The 19,434-nt window shown below is 69.8% G+C and carries 12 protein-coding genes; 5 read left to right on the top strand and 7 right to left on the bottom strand.

Translation table 11 applies throughout. The features are described from left to right. Window positions 1-24: 24 nt before the first annotated feature. Complete coding sequence (locus tag KHC28_RS25110) at window positions 25-2,028, bottom strand: M10 family metallopeptidase C-terminal domain-containing protein (RefSeq protein ID WP_214011108.1); 2,004 nt, start codon at window positions 2,026-2,028, stop codon at window positions 25-27. A gap of 308 nt (window positions 2,029-2,336) precedes the next feature. Here KHC28_RS25110 and KHC28_RS25105 point away from each other — a divergent pair, with 308 nt between their 5' ends. Both KHC28_RS25105 and KHC28_RS25100 read left to right on the top strand, forming a co-directional pair. Beyond that, window positions 2,337-4,142 (top strand): type I secretion system permease/ATPase, encoded by a 1,806-nt coding sequence (locus tag KHC28_RS25105; RefSeq protein WP_214011107.1) that lies wholly within the window; start codon window positions 2,337-2,339, stop codon window positions 4,140-4,142. Then, entirely contained in the window at window positions 4,139-5,452 is a 1,314-nt protein-coding gene (locus KHC28_RS25100; RefSeq protein ID WP_214011106.1) for an HlyD family type I secretion periplasmic adaptor subunit, read from the top strand. The genes KHC28_RS25105 and KHC28_RS25100 overlap by 4 nt, the downstream gene beginning before the upstream one ends. A 53-nt stretch (window positions 5,453-5,505) precedes the next feature. Here the strand turns inward: KHC28_RS25100 and KHC28_RS25095 are convergent, their stop codons facing one another. Continuing rightward, window positions 5,506-7,458: a methyltransferase domain-containing protein gene (locus KHC28_RS25095; RefSeq protein ID WP_214011105.1), complete on the bottom strand. Its 1,953-nt coding sequence runs from the start codon at window positions 7,456-7,458 to the stop codon at window positions 5,506-5,508. Between the two features lie 125 nt (window positions 7,459-7,583). Next, window positions 7,584-8,792: a pyridoxal phosphate-dependent aminotransferase gene (locus KHC28_RS25090; protein WP_214011104.1), complete on the bottom strand. Its 1,209-nt coding sequence runs from the start codon at window positions 8,790-8,792 to the stop codon at window positions 7,584-7,586. A 365-nt stretch (window positions 8,793-9,157) separates the two neighbouring features. Between KHC28_RS25090 and KHC28_RS25085 the strand changes: the two genes are divergently transcribed. Continuing rightward, window positions 9,158-11,293 (top strand): glycosyltransferase family 2 protein, encoded by a 2,136-nt coding sequence (locus KHC28_RS25085; protein WP_214011103.1) that lies wholly within the window; start codon window positions 9,158-9,160, stop codon window positions 11,291-11,293. A gap of 7 nt (window positions 11,294-11,300) precedes the next feature. Next, window positions 11,301-11,942 (top strand): class I SAM-dependent DNA methyltransferase, encoded by a 642-nt coding sequence (locus KHC28_RS25080; RefSeq protein ID WP_214011102.1) that lies wholly within the window; start codon window positions 11,301-11,303, stop codon window positions 11,940-11,942. Window positions 11,943-12,052: 110 nt separating this feature from the next. Here KHC28_RS25080 and rfbB read toward each other — a convergent pair whose 3' ends face one another. Then, window positions 12,053-13,108: a dTDP-glucose 4,6-dehydratase gene (gene rfbB, locus KHC28_RS25075; RefSeq protein WP_214011101.1), complete on the bottom strand. Its 1,056-nt coding sequence runs from the start codon at window positions 13,106-13,108 to the stop codon at window positions 12,053-12,055. A gap of 482 nt (window positions 13,109-13,590) precedes the next feature. Beyond that, window positions 13,591-14,010, bottom strand: coding sequence for a large conductance mechanosensitive channel protein MscL (gene mscL / locus KHC28_RS25070; RefSeq protein WP_214011100.1), 420 nt, complete (start codon window positions 14,008-14,010; stop codon window positions 13,591-13,593). Window positions 14,011-14,223: 213 nt separating this feature from the next. On the opposite strand from mscL, the gene KHC28_RS25065 reads away from it, so the two are divergent. Beyond that, the gene (locus KHC28_RS25065) at window positions 14,224-17,793 is read left to right on the top strand and encodes a PAS domain-containing hybrid sensor histidine kinase/response regulator (protein ID WP_214011099.1); all 3,570 of its coding nucleotides are present in this window, start codon (window positions 14,224-14,226) and stop codon (window positions 17,791-17,793) included. A gap of 348 nt (window positions 17,794-18,141) precedes the next feature. On the opposite strand, the gene KHC28_RS25060 is transcribed toward KHC28_RS25065, so the two are convergent. Then, the gene (locus tag KHC28_RS25060) at window positions 18,142-18,489 is read right to left on the bottom strand and encodes a DUF3088 domain-containing protein (RefSeq protein WP_214011098.1); all 348 of its coding nucleotides are present in this window, start codon (window positions 18,487-18,489) and stop codon (window positions 18,142-18,144) included. A 112-nt stretch (window positions 18,490-18,601) separates the two neighbouring features. Then, entirely contained in the window at window positions 18,602-19,267 is a 666-nt protein-coding gene (locus tag KHC28_RS25055) for a response regulator transcription factor (protein ID WP_376772806.1), read from the bottom strand. Window positions 19,268-19,434: the final 167 nt, after the last annotated feature.

Below are 19,434 nucleotides of genomic sequence, written 5' to 3'. Positions count from 1 at the left end.
CCGCGCAGCACAGCCCTCTGTGCCTCAGGTGAACAGGAAGTTGCTCGTGGTGAGGTCGGCAAGCTTGGCGTTCTGCAGCACGATGCCGTCATGCCCGTCCCAGATCACCACGTCGGTGCCGTTCTGGAACGCCGCGTTCATCGCCGCGCCGATCGAGGAGAAGATGGCGCTGTCGAACACCACGCGGTCGCGCGTCACGTTCCAGTCGACGAAATAGTCGACCCCGCCGCCCTTCTCCAGGATCGCGTAGTCATAGCCCGCCCCGCCATAATAGGCGTCGGTACCCTTGCCGCCGGTCATGTAGTCGTTGCCGTCCTCGCCGAACAGCCGGTCATTGCCGTCATGGCCGTAGAGGCTGTCGACATTGCCGCCGCCATAGAGGTTGTTGTTCAGTTCGTTGCCGGCAACGATGTTCTTCTTGTCGTTGCCGCCGGCGTCTGTCGCCGTGCCGAACAGCACGATGTTCTCGAAGTCGGCGTCGAGGCCGCGGTTCACCGAGGTCCACAGCGTGTCGGACACACCCTCGCCCGGTGCCTCGTAGACCACGTCGGAATAGCTGTCGACGATGTAGGTGTCGTTGCCGAGCCCGCCGAGCATCGCGTCCGGCCCGGCACCGCCGTCGAGGTGGTCGTTGCCGGCGAGGCCGTACAGCGTATCGGCGCCCGCCCCGCCGTGCAGCACGTTGTTGGCCGCATTGCCCGACATGGTATTGGCAAGCCCATTGCCCCAGACATCGATGTTGCCGAAGCCTTCCTCGGCCTTGGCGTTCTCGACATTTGCCGGCAGCACATAGCTGCTTACCCGGACATAGACGAGATCCGTCCCCTCGCCCGTCGCCTCGACGACGACATCGCCGAGATTGTCGACGACGTAGCTGTCATTGCCGGCGAGGCCGACCATGGTGTCGGCGCCGGCATTACCGTTCAGCACGTTGTTGGTGATGTTGCCGAGCAGCGTGTCGTTGCCGCTGCCACCGATGGCGTTCTCGATCAGCGAGCGCGGATTGTCGTTGTACAGATAGGAATTGTAGACGTTGCCCTGCGCATAGACGCCGTCGCCGAGCGAGGCACGCTGCGCCTGCGAGAACAGGCTCGCGCCGCCCGGCGACAGGTCGATCGTCATGTTGTCGGTGTAGTTCGAGAAGTCGTAGGTGTCGTTGCCGCCGCCGTCCCAGATGGTCAGGAAGATCTTGTTCGCGTTGGTCGCGAAGAGCGGGTTGATATATCCGTTTTTATCTATCCCAAGATACTCACCGGGAACTCCCTGCTTTACCTTGTTCACCGACATCGCGCCGGTGGAAGGGTCCCACGTGTAGGTCGTGTTGGTGGCATTGGTGGTATAATCGGCACCGTAAAGCTTTTGCAGCGCCTGAATGTCGAGCGCCATGAAGGTCTGCGGATTGTCCCACTCGCCGGTCGTGTAGGCACCGTCCCCCTTCGGCCCGCCGACATAGGAGCGCTCGCTCATCACCGTGTATTCGAGCGAATCCTTGTCCGCCGGCACCGCGACATCGGCGACCCCGCCGGCCTCGCTGGCCGACTTCAGTCCGAGCGCGTGACCGATCGCCTGCAAGTCGATGAGGAACGCGTAATTGCCGAGGCCGGGATGGCGCAGATCTTGGGCGGTATTGTTGAGATCACTGTTGAATACAATGTCCGCTCCCGTTCCTGCCGCGGGAGAGTCGGCGCTATACACTACTTCGCCTAGGCTGCCGTTGCTGGTCCGGATGTCTCCGTTATTGGAGTATCTCGGATCCCCCCAGTTGTCGTAGGAGGTCGGCGCTTCGCGCGTCAGGTCGAGATTGATGAGAGACGTTACGCCTCCATACAGCTTCAGCGACCAATAAATGTCCCCGTCACCAGCCCAATCGATAAAGTTGCCAAGAAACGTCGCCCCAATGGAGGCTCGCTGATAGACGGAGACACCCAAGCTGAAGGTCGTCGGCCCCGCCCATTTGACGCCGTCGATCAGGCCATCGAGATAATCATCACCCGTCGCCGCTACCGTCGTCGTACCCGCACCCGCCATACCCCGCCCTCCCGCGCCTGCCTGCCGGACAGCAACGTATTCCACCGCCGACGCCATATTTACTGCCACTCTAAATTGAAGTCGTCCCCCGTCAACAAAGTCCTCGCCTGACGGTGCCGCAATGTCAGCCGGCAGCTTAATACCGCCCGGCTACAGCTCGACGACGGCGGAAGCGTCGAGAAACCGATAGCTTCCGCCCCCGCCTGCGGGCATCATGACCCGGGATTGCAAGCGAGGGGCGCATTCGGACACGACCGGCCGCAACCAGCGGCTTTGGTGGTCCGGCGCATGTCCGGGACCGAAGCGCGATGATTTCCGAACTCGCCCAGGCGATGCGGGCCTGCCGTTCCGCCTTTATCGGTATCGGGCTGATGACCGGCGTCATCAACATCCTCTACCTCACCGGCTCGATCTTCATGCTGGAGGTCTATGACCGCGTGCTGCCCAGCCGCAGCATCCCCACCTTGGTCGCTATCTCCATCCTCGCCGCCGGGCTCTACGGTTTCCAGGTGGCGCTCGACATCGTGCGCCTGCGCATCCTGTCGCGCATCGGGCTCGCGCTCGATGAGGGCATCGGCGCGCGCGTCTATGGCGCCGTGGTGCGCGCCCCGCTGCGGCTGGTGCCGTCCGGCGACGGGCTGCAACCGATGCGCGATCTCGACCAGCTGCGCGGCTTCCTCTCCGGCCTCGGGCCGACCGCGCTGTTCGACATACCGTGGATGCCGCTCTACCTCGCCATCTGCTTCCTGTTCCATCCGCTCATCGGCGTCACCGCGCTGATCGGCTGCCTCATCCTCATCGGCTTCACCGTCCTCACCGAGACGCTGACCCGGCACCCGGTGCGGCAGGCGATGATCGAGATGACCCAGCGCAATGCGCTGTCGGAAGTCGGGCGCCGCAACGCCGAGGTGCTCGCCGCCATGGCGATGACCGAGCGCTTCGGCGCGGTCTGGGCGGCGGCCAACCGGCGCTACACCCGCGAGCAGCAGCGCGCCGCCGATATCGGCAACGGCCTCGGCTCGCTCTCCAAGGGCCTGCGCCTCGCCCTGCAATCCGCCGTGCTCGCCGTCGGCGCCGTGCTGGTGATCCGCGGCGAGGCCAGCGCCGGCATCATGATCGCCGCCTCGATCCTCAGCGCGCGGACGCTGGCGCCGGTGGAGCTCGCCATCGCCCACTGGAAGGGCTTCGTCGCCGCGCGGCAGGGCTGGAAGCGGCTCGGCGATCTGCTGAAGGCGTTTCCCGCCGATGGCGAGCCGATCGCCCTGCCGAGGCCGCACAAGGCGCTGGCGGTGGAGACGATCTCCGTCGCGCCGCCGGGCAGCCGCAAGCTGGTGGTGCAGGAGGTCGGCTTTTCGCTGGAGGCCGGCCAGTGCCTCGGCATCGTCGGGCCGTCCGGCTCGGGAAAGTCCAGCCTCGTCCGGGCGCTGGTCGGGGTGTGGCAGCCGGCGCGAGGCAAGGTGCGTTTGGATGGCGCCGCTTTCGAGCAGTGGCGCTCGGAGGAACTCGGCGCCGCCATCGGCTATCTGCCGCAGGACGTCGAGCTGTTCGCCGGCACGGTGGCGCAGAACATCGCCCGCTTCCATCCTTCGCCCGACCCGGCGGCGATCATCGCCGCCGCCGAGGCGGCCGGCGTGCACCAGCTCGTCCTGCGGCTGGCGGAGGGCTACGAGACACCGATCGGCGAGAACGGCACCGCGCTGTCGGCCGGCCAGCGCCAGCGCATCGCTCTGGCGCGGGCGCTGTTCGGCGCGCCGTTCCTGGTGGTGCTCGACGAGCCGAACTCCAATCTCGACGCCGATGGCGAGGTGGCGCTGAACCAGGCGGTGGCCGGCGTGCGGGCGCGCGGCGGCATCGTCGTCATCGTCGCGCACCGGCACAGCGCGCTGGCCAGCATCGACAGGCTGCTGGTGCTGCATGAGGGCCGCGTCCGCGCCTTCGGCCCCAAGGAGCAGGTGCTGCGCAAGCTGGCGCAGTCCTCCGCCGCGCCGGTGCCCGCCGGCGGCGCCGATGTCGTCGTTATGGGCGCGCGCGGCGAGAAGCCGCTGGCGCCGGCACGGGCGCTTCCCGAGGCGGAGGAGCACCCGCGCGGCGACTTCGAGGGGTCGCTGCCGTGACGGACCCGACCTACGCGAACCCGCACCGCTCGATCCGCCGCCACCTCGCGCTCGGCCTCCTGCTGGTGGTCGTCGTGGTGTTCGGCATTGGCGGCTGGGCGGTGGCGACGCAGATTTCCGGTGCCGTCATCGCGCCGGGGCAGATCGTCGTCTCGTCCAGCCTCAAGAAGGTGCAGCATCCGACCGGCGGCATCGTCGGCGAGCTGCTGGTCAAGGAAGGCGACAGCGTCCATGCCGGCGACGTGCTGCTGCGCCTCGACAAGACGGTGGCCGAGGCCAATCTCGCCATCCTCTCCAACAACCTCGACGAGTTCGAGGCCCGACAGGCCCGCAACGAGGCCGAGCGCGACGGCGCCGCCGAGCTGGTGTTCGACGAGGACCTGCTGGCCCGTGCCGAGGACCCCGATGTCGCGCGCATCCTTGCCGGCGAGAAGAAGCTGTTCGACACCCGCCGCTTCCTGCGCGACGGGCGCAAGGCGCAGCTGGAGGAACGCATCGCCCAGCTCAAGGAGGAGATCCACGGCCTCGAATTCCAGCTCACCTCCAAGACGCGGGAAATCGAGTTCATCGGTACCGAGCTGAAGAGCGTGCGCCAGCTGTGGAGCGACAACCTCGTCTCCATCCAGCGGGTCACCGCGCTGGAGCGCGACGGCGCTCGGCTGGAGGGCGAGAAGGGCCTGCTGATCGCCAACATCGCCCAGACCAGGGGCCGCATCGTCGAGACCCAGCTGCAGATCCTGCAGATCGACCAGGACATGCGCAGCGAGGTCGCCACCGAGCTCGCCGACCTTCGCGCCAAGCTGTCGGAAACCCGCGAGCGCATCGTCACCGCGCGCGACCAGCTCAGCCGCGTGGAGATCCGCGCGCCGCAGGACGGCGTGATCCACCAGATGGCGGCGCACACCATTGGCGGGGTGGTCGGGCCGGGCGAGCCGATCATGCTGGTGGTGCCGAACAACGACCAGCTGGAGGCAGAGGCGCGGGTGGCGCCACCCTTCATCGACCAGCTGGCGGTCGGCCAGCCGGCCGTGGTGCGCCTGTCGGCGATGGCGCAGTGGGAGACCCCGGAGCTTGCTGGCACGGTCGGCCGCATCTCGCCGGACATCGTGCCGCCGACGGAGAATGGCGGCGAGGGCTTCTATTCGGTCCGCATCACGCTGTCGCCGGCCGAGCTGGCCCGGCTCGACGGCGTCAGGCTGATGCCCGGCATGCAGCTCGAGGCCTTCATCAAGACCGGCGACCGCAGCGTATTGTCCTATCTGGTGAAGCCGCTCACCGACCAGGTCGCCCGTTCGTTCCGTGGCCGCTGAGCGGGGCGGACGTCACGCGGCCATCCCGGTCGCGAGACGGACGGCGAGGCGCGTCAGTCGCGCGACCGCGTGGCGCCCGCGTCCGGCATGCCGCGCAGGCCGTAGCGCCAGAAGCGGTCGGCCAGCGACACCGCCAGCCCCTCCGCCGCATGCAGCGCGCGCGCCTCGCGCATGCCGTGGCGCAGATAGTGCACCAGCGGGTTGTGGTCGAGCGACACGTCCCTGTTGCGACGGAAATAATCGTCGGTGCTGAACAGCGGGCTCGGATTCCAGCCATTGCGGAATCCGCTGTCGAGATAGTGCCGCGCGGCCTCGTGCGGCTCGACCGCATAGGCCTCGGCGTACCAGAGCCGGTCGAACAGCGCGCTGGCCTCCAGCAGCCGGATGTCGTCCTGCTGCGGATCGGGCACGCGCGTCGGCGCCTCGTCGAATGCCTCTACGACAGGCGCCTCCAGGGATGGCTCGACGAGCGACTCCGCGACCTGTTCCACCGCCGGCTCCACCGGGGCCGCGACGGCCTCCACCGGCGCGCTCGCTGCGGCGAACGGCGCCGCAAGCAGCTCGCGAATATCGCGCTGCTGGTCGAGGCACTGCTGCAGCAGCACCGCCCCCCGCAGAGCTGCGGCCTGCGCCGCCGCGCCGGCCCGCCGCTCGCGCCCGCTCCGGCCGTTCAGCCGCAGCAGCCTGCGCAGGCTCGACGGTACGCACTGCACGAGGCGCTGGCGCAACGTCTTCGGGCGGATCCCCAGCGCGCGCGCTTGCTCGTCGCGGACCTCGCCAAAGGCGAGAACCAGCTGCTCGGTCTGCGCGACCATCGAGCGCACCGCCGCGAGCCGTTCCGCGCCCTCGCGCTCCACCGCCTCGGACCGCGCGCGGCCTTCCTGCTCCCACGCGGCCAGCTCCCGCCGGTGGTTCGCCTGCGCCTGTGTCAGCCCATCGGCGCGCGCGGCCTCGACGTCGCGCGTCAGCTGGTCGATCTCGCGGGCCTGCGCCCGATCCTTGTCGGCGAGCCGCCGCTCCTGCGCGAGATGCGCCGCGCGCTGCTCGGCAAGCTGCGCCGCCTGCACCTGGATCAGCGCCTGGCGCTCATCGAGGATGCGCAGTTGCTCGCGCAGGGTCCGGTCATTGCCGGCCAGCAGCCTGTCCCGCTCGACGGCGTCCGCCTGCAAGGCCGCGACCTGCCGGACGAGACCGTCATAATCCTCGCTCGCCTGCCGGCGTACCGCGTCGAGCGTTCCCGCGAGTTCGTTGCCGCGCGCCTCCAGCGCGGCGAGGGCGCCGGTGCCGCTGCCACCGCCATCGACCAGCACCGAGGCGGACACGGCCTCCAGCGGCGCGTCGGAGCACAGCGCGACCAGGAACACCGGCCGCGCCGGGGGCAGCGGCGCCCGGCCCGGCGCGCGCCCGTGCAGCCACCAGAGGTCCGGCCCGGCCACCGGGGCCGCGCCGGCAGGCGCGATCACCGAGGCGAGGCCGACCGCCTGCCCGCACAGCGCGACATGGGCGAAGTGCTGCCGCAGCGCGCCGTCGAACTCGGCCGCCGACAGCTCGGCGAGGTGGAACTGGTTCCGGTTGTTGAGGAGGTCGGTATAGACCTCGCGGTCCGGCGTGGAGACGACCAGCAGGCCGCCGGGCTTCAGCACCCGCCTGAGCTCGGCGAGCGCCGCGCGCGGATCGCCGACATGCTCGATGGTCTCGAAGCTCACCACCGCGTCGAAGCTGGCGTCAGCGAAGGGCAGCCCGCCGACGTCCCCGGCCTCGAAGGACAGGTTGTCGATGCCGCCATAGGCGCGGGCGGCATGGGCGACGGCGTCGGCATCGAGGTCAACGCCTACCACCCGCGCGGCGCTGCCGGCAAGAAACGCCGCGCCATAGCCCTCGCCGCAGGCGACGTCGAGCACGACGGCGTCGGCGACCAGCCCGGCGGCGAAGGCGTAGCGGTGCTGGTGCTCGACGGCGATGCTGCCGGCGGTTCCCGGAATGAAGCGCTCGCCCGTCTCGTCCACTGTCCGCCCCCCGGCCCGGCGCGACGCACGCCGCACGTTAATTGCCGCGCGTCATCGTCCCCATGGGTTCATGGGTAATGCAAAGCCGGCGGCGTCGCCAGTTACCTGTGGCCAGTACCGCCGGTTCAGCGCGTCAGCCAGTCCGCGAGGCGGCGGGTCGCCTCGGTCAGCTGCGCCTCGCCACGGGCGAAGCACAGGCGGATGAAGTCCTCGCCGCCCGGCCCGAAGGCAGTGCCCGGCGCGAGGCCGATATTGGCCTCGTCGACCAGCTTCAGTGCCAGCGCCCGCATGTCGGTCTCGCCCTCGACGCCGAAGAAGGCGTAGAACGCCCCCGGTGGGCGGGCGAGCCGCACCCGGTTGGTGGGCAGCAGCCCGTCGGCGACGATGTCGCGCCCGCGCCGCGCCCGCTCGATCTGGTGGGCGACGAAGCTCTCGCCGCGCTCCAGCGCCGCCACGCCGCCGCGCTGCATGAAGGCCGCGACGCCGGAATTGGTGTACTGGATCAGGTTCTCGATGACGTCGCCCAGTGAGGGATGCGCCTCCAGCCAGCCCATGCGCCAGCCGGTCATCGCCCAGTTCTTCGAGAAGGTCTGCAGGAACAGGATGCGGTCTTCCGGCTCCATCACGTCGTGGAAGGACGGCGCGCGCCCGCCCTCGCCGGCCTCGTAGTAGAAGCGGCCATAGATCTCGTCGGCGATGATCCACAGCCCGTGGCGGCGGGCGATGTCGAGCACGCCGCGCAGCACATCGTGGGAGGCGACGAAGCCGGTCGGGTTGGCTGGCGAGTTGATGAAGATGGCACGGGTGCGGGGGCTCACCGCGTCCTCCAGCCGGCCGAGGTCGAGCGAGAAGCCATCCGCCGGATCGAAGTCGAGCGGCACGAAGACCGGCCGCGCGCCGGCCGCCTGGGCCGCCGCCGCCGCGTTGGGCCATTCCGGCGAGGGAATGATCACCTCCTCGTCGGCCCCGACGGTGAGCGCCAGCGCGATCTGGATGGAGTGCATGCCGGAGCCGGTGACGAAATAGCGTTCCGGGTCCTCGGCGATGCCGTAGAGCCCGGTCATGTAGCGGGCGATGGCGGCGCGCAGGTCGGGAATGCCGCGCTGCCAGGTGTAGAAGGTCTCGCCGGCGGCGAGCGAACGGGTCGCGGCCTCGCTGATGAAGGCCGGGGTCGGCAGGTCGCCCTCGCCGGCCCAGAGCGGGATCAGCCCCTCGCGGGTGCGCCCGTAGTTGAACACCTCGACGATGCCGCTTTCCGGCAGCGACAGCGCCTGCGGACGCACGAAGTCGAGAAGCGAGGGACGCGGCACGAAAGGACTGGTAGCGGTCGACATGAGGAGTTCCCGGCTGGTTCGACGACGCTCCTAGCATAGCCGGCCGATGCCGTCGCGTTCATCAAAAGCTGTGCGACGACCCATCGGCGGTGGTGATGGACGGTGGCGCTCTCCGACACGGCGCCTCGTCATCCCGGCCGCAGGCACGTCGGCCGCGCAACTCCGCATGTGGGCCATTGGGGGCAGCCGAACGGCGCGGTGCTTGCGGGTCGCCTCTCTGGAGCGCTTCCTGCTCTGGATCGTTTCCATTGTGAAGCGGGCCCGGGTCGCGTAAGCCGGTCGTGAGGCGCGCCAGTCGAGAGGCTGCGCCTCAGCCGCGCCGGCCGATCGGGCGCGACGTCCCAACCCATGCGATGTCCGTGCCCATGACCACCGGCCGAATTCCGCCTTTCCGGCTCACGGCGACGCCGCATGGTCCCGGCGCCCTGCGCTTCCGCCTGCCGCTGCTGCTGCGTCTGCTCGCACGCGGCGGCCCACGCCCGCTGGTGCTGCTGGCCGAGGCGGCACCCGACGCCAGCCTGTCGTTCGAGGATGCCGCCGGCCGGACGCTCGATCACTGGCCGCAGGTCGCGGAGCGTCCCTTCGCCGTGCGGTTGCCGCGCGGCACCGCGGCGCTGGTCCTGCGCCATGCGGGGGAACAGGGCGCGCCCGCCGCCCGCCTCGGCTGGTATCCGCTCTCCCGCTTCGCGCTGCGCTGGCAGGCCCTGTGCCACAAGGTGGCGGCGCCGCGCGAGGCGCTGCGCCGGCTGCGCACGCAGTTGAAGCGGGCGGTATGGACCTCGCCCGCCGCAGATCTGTTCAACCGTCCCGACTATCGACGCTACCATGCCCGCCATGTCGGGGATTTCGACGGCAACGTCCCGCCGGCCGCGGCGCCGCCCGTCATCTTCGCCAGCGCCGCCGGGGACCTGCCGCCGGCCCGGCTGAAGGCCGTGGCGGCGGCGCTCGCCGCCCAGACCGATCGCCATTTCTCCTGGATCCTCGCGGTACCGCCGGCGCGGCGGGCGAGCGAGGGCGCGGTCCTCGCCGGGCTGGGAGCCGTCCTTGTCGACGCGCCGGGCGAGCCCGCCGCAGGGCTCGCCGCCGCCATCGCCGCCAGCGGCGACGGCCTGCTGGTGCCGCTCGACCTCGCCGGCGAGCCGACCCGCGACGCGGTGGCGATGATCCGCGCCGCCTTCGCCGGCAAGCCCGACTGCGCCCTCGCTTACACCGACGAGGGCTTCCGCGACGAGGCGGGCCGCCCGGCCGGCGCCGCCTTCAAGCCGGCCTTCAATCGACATCTGCAGATCGGCGGCAACTATATGGGCCACCTCGTCGCCCTGCCGGCTCCTGACGCGCGGGCCCTCGGCCTGCGGCCCGAACTCGGCGGCGCGGCGCTGCACGATCTGCTGCTGCGCCGGATCGAGGCGGTCGCGCCGTCGCGCATCCTGCACCTGCCGCGCATCGCCTATGAGGGTCCCGCGCGCGACGCCGACGGCTTCGTCCCCGCCGAGGCCGCCCTCGCCCGTGACGCCCTTGCCGCCCGGCTGGGTCTTCCCGTCGAGACCGCGCCGATCGAGCCGGCCGGCGCCCGGTTGCAGCTGCGCACCGGCTTCGCCGTTCCCGAGCCGGCGCCGCTGGTTTCCATCGTCGTGCCGACCCGCGACCGTGCCGAGCTGCTCTCCACCACGCTGAAGAGCCTGATCGCGCTCACCGCCTACCGGGCCTTCGAGATCGTCATCGTCGACAACGGCTCGCGCGAGCCGGAAACCTTCGCGCTGTTCGACGAGATCGCCGCGCTGTGGCCGGCGACCAAGATCGTCAGCGACGGCGGCGACTTCAATTTCGCCCGCATCTGCAACGCCGGAATCGATGCCGCGTCCGGCGCGATGATCCTGCTGCTCAACAACGACATGGAGATCATCGAGGCCGGATGGCTCGGCGAGATGGTGTCCCTCGCCGCGCTGCCCGGCACGGGTATCGTCGGTGCCAAGCTGCTCTATCCCTCCGGCGACGTGCAGCATGCCGGCTTCATCGTCGGGATGCGCGAGGGAGCCGGCAGCCACTGGTTCGTCGGGGCGGATGCACGGGCCGGCGGCTATCGCGGCCGGCTCGCCATGCGGCAGAACCTCTCGGCCGTCACCGGCGCCTGTCTGCTCGTCACCCGCGCCTGCCTGGCGGCGGCCGGCCCGCTCGACGCCGAGCGCTTCGCCGAGGACTGCAACGACATCGACCTGTGCCTGCGCGCGCGCGGTGCCGGCTTCGAAGTGGTGTTCACCCCCTTCGCGCGGCTGATCCACTACGAATCCGCCTCGCGGCGGGACAATCCCGAGGCGCCGATCTCGGAGAAGCGGCGGGCCGAGTGGGCGCGTTTCGCGGAATTATGGGCGCCGGCGCGCCATGTCGACCCGTATTACAGTCCGAATCTGCGCCGCGACAATCTCTATGCCCTGCCGGCGCGCGATCCGGCCGGCCCGCGCGCGCCGCGCACCGATCGGACAGGCGCCGGTGGGAGCGGGTAGCGCGCCGATGCCCGCACCCGCCGATCATGCCTCGCCCGCCGACCGGATCGTCGATCTCTATCGCCGCCATGCGCAGGCCTGGGCCGGCGCGCGCACCGCGACGCCGCCGGGCGCCCGGCCGATGGAGGAGGCCTGGCTTGCCCGCTTCCGGGCGCTGCTGGTGCCGGGGGCCGGGGTTCTCGACATCGGCTGCGGCCCCGGCCTGCCCATTGCCGGCCACCTCGTCGCGCACGGCTACCGCGTCACCGGCATCGACAGCTCGCCGGAAATGATCGCGCTGTTCCGCCGCAACCTGCCTGCCGCCCAAGCCGATGCCGTGGTCGCCGACATGCGCGCACTCGCGCTCGGCCGAACCTTCGGCGGGGTGGTCGCCTGGGACAGCTTCTTCCACCTGTCGCCGGAGCCGCAGCGCGGCATGTTCCAAGTCTTCGCCGATCACGCCGCCCCGGGTGCGCCGCTGATGTTCACCTCAGGGCCGGCGGAGGGCGAGGCGATCGGCACGCTGGAGGGCGAGCCGCTCTACCATGCCAGCCTCGATCCGGCGGAGTATCGCGCGCGGCTCGACGCCGCCGGCTTCGACCTCGTCGCCCACCGGGCGGAGGACCCGGAATGCGGCGGCCACACCGTGTGGCTGGCGCGGCGTCGCTAGAGCATTTTCGAGCGAAGTGGGTATCGGTTCGCGTGAAGAAAATGCGTAACAACAAAGGCTTAAAGCAATTCTGGTGAACCGGAGTTCGCCGGAATTGCTCTGGCGGTCCGCTAGCCCTTCGCGCCGAGGCGGGCGCGGTCGTAGCGCGCCTTCAACGGCTCCCACCAGGCGGCATTGTCGAGATACCAGCGCACCGTCTTCTCGATGCCGCTCTCGAAGGTCTCGGACGGCACCCAGCCGAGCTCGTTCTTCAGCTTGCCCGCGTCGATGGCGTAGCGCGCGTCGTGCCCCGGCCGGTCGGTGACGAAGGTGATCAGCCCCTCTCGCGCGCCGAGCGCGGCGTCGGGCACCAGCCGGTCCATGATGGCACAGATGGTGCGCACCACCTCGATGTTGCGGCGCTCATTATTGCCGCCGACATTGTAGCTCTCGCCGAGCCGCCCGGTGGTGGCGATCAGCTCCAGCGCCGCCGCGTGGTCGTCGACATAGAGCCAGTCGCGCACGTTCTCGCCGCGGCCGTAGACCGGCAGAGGCTTGCCCTCCAGCGCGTTGAGGATGGTGAGCGGGATCAGCTTCTCGGGGAAATGGTACGGCCCGTAATTGTTCGAGCAGTTCGACATCACCACCGGCAGGCCATAGGTGTGGAACCAGGCGCGCACCAGATGGTCCGACGCCGCCTTGGAGGCGGAATAGGGCGAATTGGGCTGGTAGGGCGTGTCCTCGCGGAACAGCCCGTCCTCGCCGAGCGAGCCATACACCTCGTCGGTGGAGATGTGGTGGAAGCGGAATGCCTTCTGTGCCGCCGCGTCCAGCCCCCGCCAGTGGCGCAGCGCCTCCTGCAGCAGGGTGAATGTGCCGACCACATTGGTCTGGATGAAGTCGCCGGGCCCGTCGATCGAGCGGTCGACATGGGATTCGGCGGCGAGATGCATCACGAGATCGGGGCGGAACGTGTCCAGCGCCTCGCGCATCGCCGCGCCATCGCCGATATCGGCCTTGAGGAAGCGGTAATTCGGGCTGTTGTCGATCTCGTTCAGCGAGGCGAGGTTGCCGGCATAGGTGAGCTTGTCGACATTCAGCACCTCCCAGCCGGCGCGCACGAGGCGGCGCACCACTGCCGATCCGATGAAGCCGGCACCGCCGGTCACAAGCACTCGCCGCGTCATGTCGTTCCTGCCACGCAACCCATGGGCTGCTGGCTAGCACAGCGCCAACGCGATTGCCTAGGGGAGGCCGGCAACGATACCAGCGTCCCTCGCCCGGGCCCACATCGGCAAAGGCCCGGAACAGTCAAACGGAAACGTTCCGATCCCTCGCTGTCGGCGCGGCGCGGCAGGCACTCCGCTCGCGCATCCATCGGTGGCGCGCCACATCGGGCGCCGCCGGGCGCCACGGCGGGACGCGTGGCACCGCGCCCTCCTGGTCCCGGGCAGCCTTGAACGGCAGGCGGCGAGCATCGTGCCGAACACCGCGACCGCGGCCACCAGGCCGGGCACCCGGCCCGCGACCAGCCCCGGCGATCTACTCTCGACCGGCACGCCCACAGGCGCGGCAGCAAGGCCGAAGATCGACATCCGCCCGCCGACGGCCACTGCCGGGGTGGGCGGGCGCTGGCGTCCTGTCGGGGGCTGCCCAGCCGGGCGCCGCCTCACGCCTTCTTGGCGAGGATGTCGCGGATCTCGCCGAGCAGCACTTCTTCCTTGGTCGGCGGCGCCGGCGGCGGCGGGGTGTCGGCCGCCTTGCGGCGCAGCTTGTTGATGCCCTTCACCACCAGGAACAGGATCCAGGCAATGATCATGAAGTTGATCACCACGGTGAGGAAGTGGCCATAGGCGAACACCGCGCCCTGCTGGCGCGCCGCCTCCAGCGAGTTGGCGGTGACGTTGGACGACAGGCCGACGAAGTAGTTGGAGAAGTCGAGGCCGCCGAAGATGGCGCCGACGATCGGCATGAACAGGTCGGACACCACCGAGGTGACGATCTGGCCGAAGGCGGCGCCGATGATCACGCCGATGGCGAGGTCGACGACATTGCCCTTGATGGCAAATTCCCGGAATTCCTTGAGCATCGCTTCTCCTCCGGCCGAATCGCGCGGCGCCCCATGGCCGCGCCACTCCCGCCTTTTTAGCGCCATCGGGCGCAGCGGCAAGCACGCACCTTCGCCGGCCGCCGGTCGCTCCCCTGCCCACCGCCCCACGCCCTTGCCCCGCCTGCCCCGGCGGAGGCATAAAGAACGATCGGCCGCCGCCGATGCATTGCCGCCCCGCTCACCGGAGATCCCATGCTTCAGGCCTGGGTCATCATCGCCGTCGCCCTCGCCTATATCGGCTTCCTCTTCGCCGTGGCGAGCTATGGCGACCGCCGGCAGGCGCGGGGCAAGCGCAGTCGCGGCCGCCCCTACATCTATTCGCTGTCGCTGGCGGTCTACTGCACCTCCTGGACCTTCTTCGGCTCGGTCGGCCTCGCCACCACGCAGGGCGTCGACTTCCTCACCATCTATGTCGGGCCGATCCTGGTATTCGCGCTCGGCGTGCCGCTGCTGCTGCGGCTGGTGCGCCTCGCCAAGGCGCAGAACATCACCTCCATCGCCGACTTCATCGCCGCCCGCTACGGCAAGAGCCAGGGCGTCGCCGCCGTGGTGGCGCTGGTCGCCATCCTCGGCTCGCTGCCCTACATCGCCCTGCAACTGAAGGCGGTGGCGATCTCGCTGGTGGCGCTGCTCGGCGATTTCGAGGGACTGGGGCTGCATTACCCGGTCATCGGCGACCTCGCTTTGCTGGTCGCCATGGCAATGGCGGTGTTCGCGGTGCTGTTCGGTACCCGCCACATCGACGCCACCGAGCACCAGGAAGGACTGATGCTGGCGGTAGCGGCGGAATCCATCGTCAAGCTGGTGTCCTTCCTCGCCGTCGGCCTGTTCGTCACCTTCGTGATGTTCGCCGGCCCGTTCGACCTCGTCGCGCAGGCGCAGGAAAAGGACGTGCTGCCGGTGCTGACCCGGCATTTCTCGCTCGGCGACTGGGGCACCATGTCGGTGCTTTCCGCGCTCGCCATCCTCATGCTGCCGCGCCAGTTCCACGTCGCCGTGGTGGAGAACACCTCGGAAGGCGAGATCCGTACCGCCGCCTGGCTGTTCCCCGCCTATCTGGTGCTGATCAACATCTTCGTCATTCCCATCGCCATTGCCGGGCTGGTCTCCTTCCCGCCCGGCTTCATCGACGGCGACATGTACCTGCTCGCCTTGCCGATGTCGGTCGGGGCGCAGGGCGTGGCGCTGCTCGCCTTCGTCGGCGGCCTGTCGGCGGCCACCGCCATGGTGATCGTCGAGACGGTGGCGCTGGCGGTCATGGTGTCGAACGATCTCGTCATGCCGCTGCTGGTGCGGGCGCGGCGCCATTCCACCGAGGCGGCCCCGCCCGCTTTGCCGGCCCTCGCGCCACCGCGCGGCGACGGCGCGCCGGCGCAGTCCGACATGGGCCACAAACTGCTGCTGGTGCGGCGGGCGGCGATCTTCGCCATCCTGCTGCTGGCCTATCTCTACTACCGCATCACCGGCGAGGCGCAACTGGCGCAGATCGGCCTGTTGTCCTTCGCCGCGGTGGCGCAGTTCGGCCCGGCGCTGCTGCTCGGCCTGGTCTGGCGGCGCGGCACCGCGCTGGGGGCGATGGCCGGCATCGCCGCCGGCGTGGCGCTCTGGGCCTATACGCTGCTGCTGCCCAGCCTCGCCGATGCCGGCCTGGTGGCGCGCACGCTCTTGACGGACGGCCCATTCGGCCTCGGCTTCCTGCGCCCGCAGGCGCTGCTCGGCCTGCACGCCGCGCCGCTCACCCATGGCGTGCTGTGGAGCCTCAGCATCAATCTCATCGTCTTCGTCACCGTGTCGATGATGCGCCATCCCAGCCCGATCGAGCGGCTGCAGGCCAGCGTCTTCGTCGAGGCGGACCGCTCGCCTTCCGCGCCGAGCTTCCGGCTGTGGCGCTCCCCGGTCACGGTGGGCGAGCTCACCGCCACGGTGGCGCGCTATCTCGGCGAGGAGCGCACCCGCGCCTCCTTCGAGAGCGTGTCGGCGATGCGCGGCCTGTCGCTCGACCCCGGCCGCGAGGCGGATTTCCAGCTGGTGCGCTATGCCGAGCACCTGCTCGCCTCGGCGATCGGCGCCGCTTCCTCACGTCTCGTGCTGTCGCTGATGCTGAGGAAGCGCACCGTCTCCACCAAGGCGGCGCTGAAGCTGCTCGACGACGCCTCCGCCGCCATCCAGTACAATCGCGAGATCCTGCAGACCGCGCTCGACCATGTCCGCCAGGGCATCGCGGTGTTCGACCGGGATCTGCGCCTCGTCTTCTGGAACCGCCAGTTCGGCGAGATGCTCGACCTGCCGTCGGAAGCGGTGCGCATCGGGGTGGGCATCGACCAGATCCTGCGCATCGCCGCCAGCAGCGGGCTGTTCGGGCCGGGGCCGATCGAGCAGATCGTGCGCGAGCGCCTCAGCCGCTACAACCGCCGCAACGCCAGCTTCCAGGAACGGCTGTCGCCGCGCGGCGTGGTGATGGAGGTGCGCGTCAACACCATGCCGGATGGCGGCGTGGTCGTGACCTTCACCGACATCACCCCGACGGTGGAGGCCGCCGAAGCGCTGGAACGCGCCAACGAGACGCTGGAGAAGCGGGTCAAGGAGCGCACCAAGGCGCTGGAGCACCTGAACACCGAGCTGGCGCAGGCGAAGTCGGACGCCGAGGACGCCAACATCTCCAAGACCCGCTTCCTCGCCGCCGCCTCGCACGACATCCTTCAGCCGCTGAACGCCGCCCGGCTCTACGCCACCAGCCTGGTCGAGCGCGCGGTGACGGCGGAGAACATCCGCCTCGCCCAGAATGTCGACGCCTCGCTGGAGGCGGTGGAGGAGATCCTCGGCGCGCTGCTGGACATTTCCCGCCTCGACACCGGCGCGATGAAGCCGGATCTCGGGCCGTTCCGCCTCGACGACATCTTCCGCCAGTTGGAGGTGGAATTCGCCCCGCTGGCCAAGGAGAAGGGGCTGCGCCTCACCTTCGCCGCCAGCTCGGCGGCGGTGCGCTCCGACCGCCGGCTGCTGCGGCGCCTGCTGCAGAACCTCGTCTCCAACGCCATCAAATACACCCCGCGCGGGCGGGTGCTGATCGGCGTCAGGCACCGGCGCGGCCGGTTGCGCATCCAGGTGTTCGACACCGGGCTCGGCGTGCCTGCCTCCAAGCAGAAACTGATCTTCAAGGAGTTCCAGCGCCTCGACCAGGGCGCCAAGGCCGCGCGCGGGCTGGGGCTGGGGCTCTCGATCGTCGAGCGCATCTCGCGGGTGCTCGACCACCCGATCGAGCTAGCTTCGCAGCCCGGTCGCGGCAGCATGTTCGCGGTCGAGGTGCCGACCGCCCCGCCGATTCCGGCCGAGGCCGGCCCGGTCCCGCGTGCGGCGGCGGTGCCGATCGCCGGGCTCGACGGGCTGTCGGTGCTGTGCATCGACAACGACCCGGCGATCCTCGACGGCATGGACACGCTGCTGTCGGGCTGGGGCTGCCAGGTGCTGAAGGCGGCCGACGTGCCCGGCGCGCTCGCCATGCTGCGCGAGGCCCGCGCCCGGCCGGACGTGTTGCTCATCGACTACCATCTCGACGAGGGCGACGGCATCGAGGCGACCAAGCACCTGCGCTGGAAGCTCGACCAGTCGCTGCCGGCGGTGCTGATCACCGCCGACCGCTCGAAGAAGGTGCGCGACACCGCCAAGGCGACCGAGATGGAAGTCCTGAACAAGCCGGTGCGCCCGGCCGCCCTGCGCGCTTTGCTCGCCCAGTGGCGGGCGGCACGCATGGCGGCGGAGTAAGGGGGCGGGACGGTCGGCGGAGCGAAGGCCGTGCAGGGAACGCACCTGAAGCCCGAACCCGCCCCGCAAAACCCTCCCCGGCCTCGCAACGGCTCCCCACTCCCCATCCGGAGATGGCCCTCGCGCGCCTCCCCTAACCCCGCGTTCCGTGATCGTAAGGCCTTCTGAAACCTCGCGGCCGCGAGGCCTCTCACCGACCCGCTTCGCAGGCCACCTCCCAATAGGGATAGATTGGGGAGCAGCCTCCCCACGCGGCCGCACCAAAACCGGATGCGTCCGGCTTCGACGACGCCCATGCGCAGCCGGTCGCTCGCGGTTTACAGCGCGAAGAAGGAAAGCCGCGACGTCTCAGGGATGCGGGTCGGGGAAACCGTGCCGCTCGGCGAGCGCGGCGAGGATGGCGTCCTTGTCGGCGATGAAGCCGCGTCCGGCATGCGTGCCGGTCTGGTGACGCGAGGAGGCCCCTGCCGCCAGCACCAGGAGCGGCAGCGACTGGTTCGCCTCGCCCACGAGGTCGATCACCGCCTGTCGCGGGCGCGGCCAGGCGATCCGCTCGACATCGAGACCTTCGGCCAGTTCCAGGAATGAGGCCAGCACCCCTTCGATCAGCGCGCAATGCCAGCAATAGAACAGCTGTCCGGGATAGGCCGGATCGGCGAAGCCCGGCTTCAACAGCAACAGCGTGTCGCGGGACATGGCGGGGCTCGACGGTGGGTGCGGGAGACCGGCGCGCGCCGCGCCAGCGGAAAGATCGCGCAGGGAACAGGCAGGCGGGGTCCGGGCGTGGTGCCCGGTCAGCCCCTCGGCCTCAGCTCGCCACCTGCGACCACTGCCCGGCCTCGATCTTGGAGGCGGCGATTACCGCCTGGGTGCGGCTTTCTACCCCGAGCTTCTGCAGGATCGCCGAGACATGCGCCTTCACCGTCGCCTCGGAGACGCCGAGCTCATAGGCGATCTGCTTGTTGAGCAGGCCTTCCGACAGCATCATCAGCACCCGCACCTGCTGCGGGGTCAGCGTGGCGAGCCGCGCCACCAGCGCCGCCGTCTCCTTGTCGCTGCCGGCGGAGAGGTCGATATCGGGCGGCGTCCAGGTCTGCCCCTCCAGCACGGCGGCGATGGCGTCGCGCATCGTCTCCACCGCGCTGGTCTTGGGGATGAAGCCGGCGGCGCCGAATTCCATGCAATGGCGGATCACCCCCGCCTCCTCATTGGCGGAGACCACCACCACCGGGATCGCCGGATACTGCGCGCGCAGATACATCAGGCCGGAAAAGCCGCGCACCCCGGGCATGGTGAGGTCGAGCAGCACGAGGTCGATCTCGCTCTCCCGCTCGAGCAGCGCCTGGAGATCCTCGAAGCCGCCGGCCTCGAACAGTTCGACCTGGGGAAACTGCCGCGTCACCGCCTCGCGCAGCGCGCCGCGAAACAAGGGGTGGTCATCGGCGATGGCCAGCCTGAAACTCGTCGTAACCACCTGCAAAAGGCCCTCTCGGTTTCAGCCGGCATACGCCGTTGGTCGCATATGCCGCCGCGCGATCATGGTTCGGTCACACCACGCATGCAAGCATTACCGCCATAACACGCACCATCGGATGCCTATCCCGGCGACGGCACTGCGGCAATGCCAAACTGTACATTCGT

Source organism: Ancylobacter sonchi, assembly GCF_018390695.1.
In the GTDB taxonomy this organism is placed as follows: Bacteria; Pseudomonadota; Alphaproteobacteria; order Rhizobiales; family Xanthobacteraceae; genus Ancylobacter; species Ancylobacter sonchi.
The sequence above is the reverse complement of the archived record's forward strand: the minus strand, read 5'-3'. Positions and strand labels throughout refer to the sequence as shown.

Excerpts from the sequence above, each read along its gene's own strand:
- KHC28_RS25110 (WP_214011108.1), bottom strand. The coding sequence starts at position 2,028 with ATGGCGGGTGCGGGTACGACGACGGTAGCGGCGACGGGTGATGATTAT.
- KHC28_RS25105 (WP_214011107.1), top strand. The coding sequence starts at position 2,337 with ATGATTTCCGAACTCGCCCAGGCGATGCGGGCCTGCCGTTCCGCCTTT.
- KHC28_RS25090 (WP_214011104.1), bottom strand. The coding sequence starts at position 8,792 with ATGTCGACCGCTACCAGTCCTTTCGTGCCGCGTCCCTCGCTTCTCGAC.
- KHC28_RS25085 (WP_214011103.1), top strand. The coding sequence starts at position 9,158 with ATGACCACCGGCCGAATTCCGCCTTTCCGGCTCACGGCGACGCCGCAT.
- KHC28_RS25080 (WP_214011102.1), top strand. The coding sequence starts at position 11,301 with ATGCCCGCACCCGCCGATCATGCCTCGCCCGCCGACCGGATCGTCGAT.
- rfbB (WP_214011101.1), bottom strand. The coding sequence starts at position 13,108 with ATGACGCGGCGAGTGCTTGTGACCGGCGGTGCCGGCTTCATCGGATCG.
- mscL (WP_214011100.1), bottom strand. The coding sequence starts at position 14,010 with ATGCTCAAGGAATTCCGGGAATTTGCCATCAAGGGCAATGTCGTCGAC.
- KHC28_RS25065 (WP_214011099.1), top strand. The coding sequence starts at position 14,224 with ATGCTTCAGGCCTGGGTCATCATCGCCGTCGCCCTCGCCTATATCGGC.
- KHC28_RS25060 (WP_214011098.1), bottom strand. The coding sequence starts at position 18,489 with ATGTCCCGCGACACGCTGTTGCTGTTGAAGCCGGGCTTCGCCGATCCG.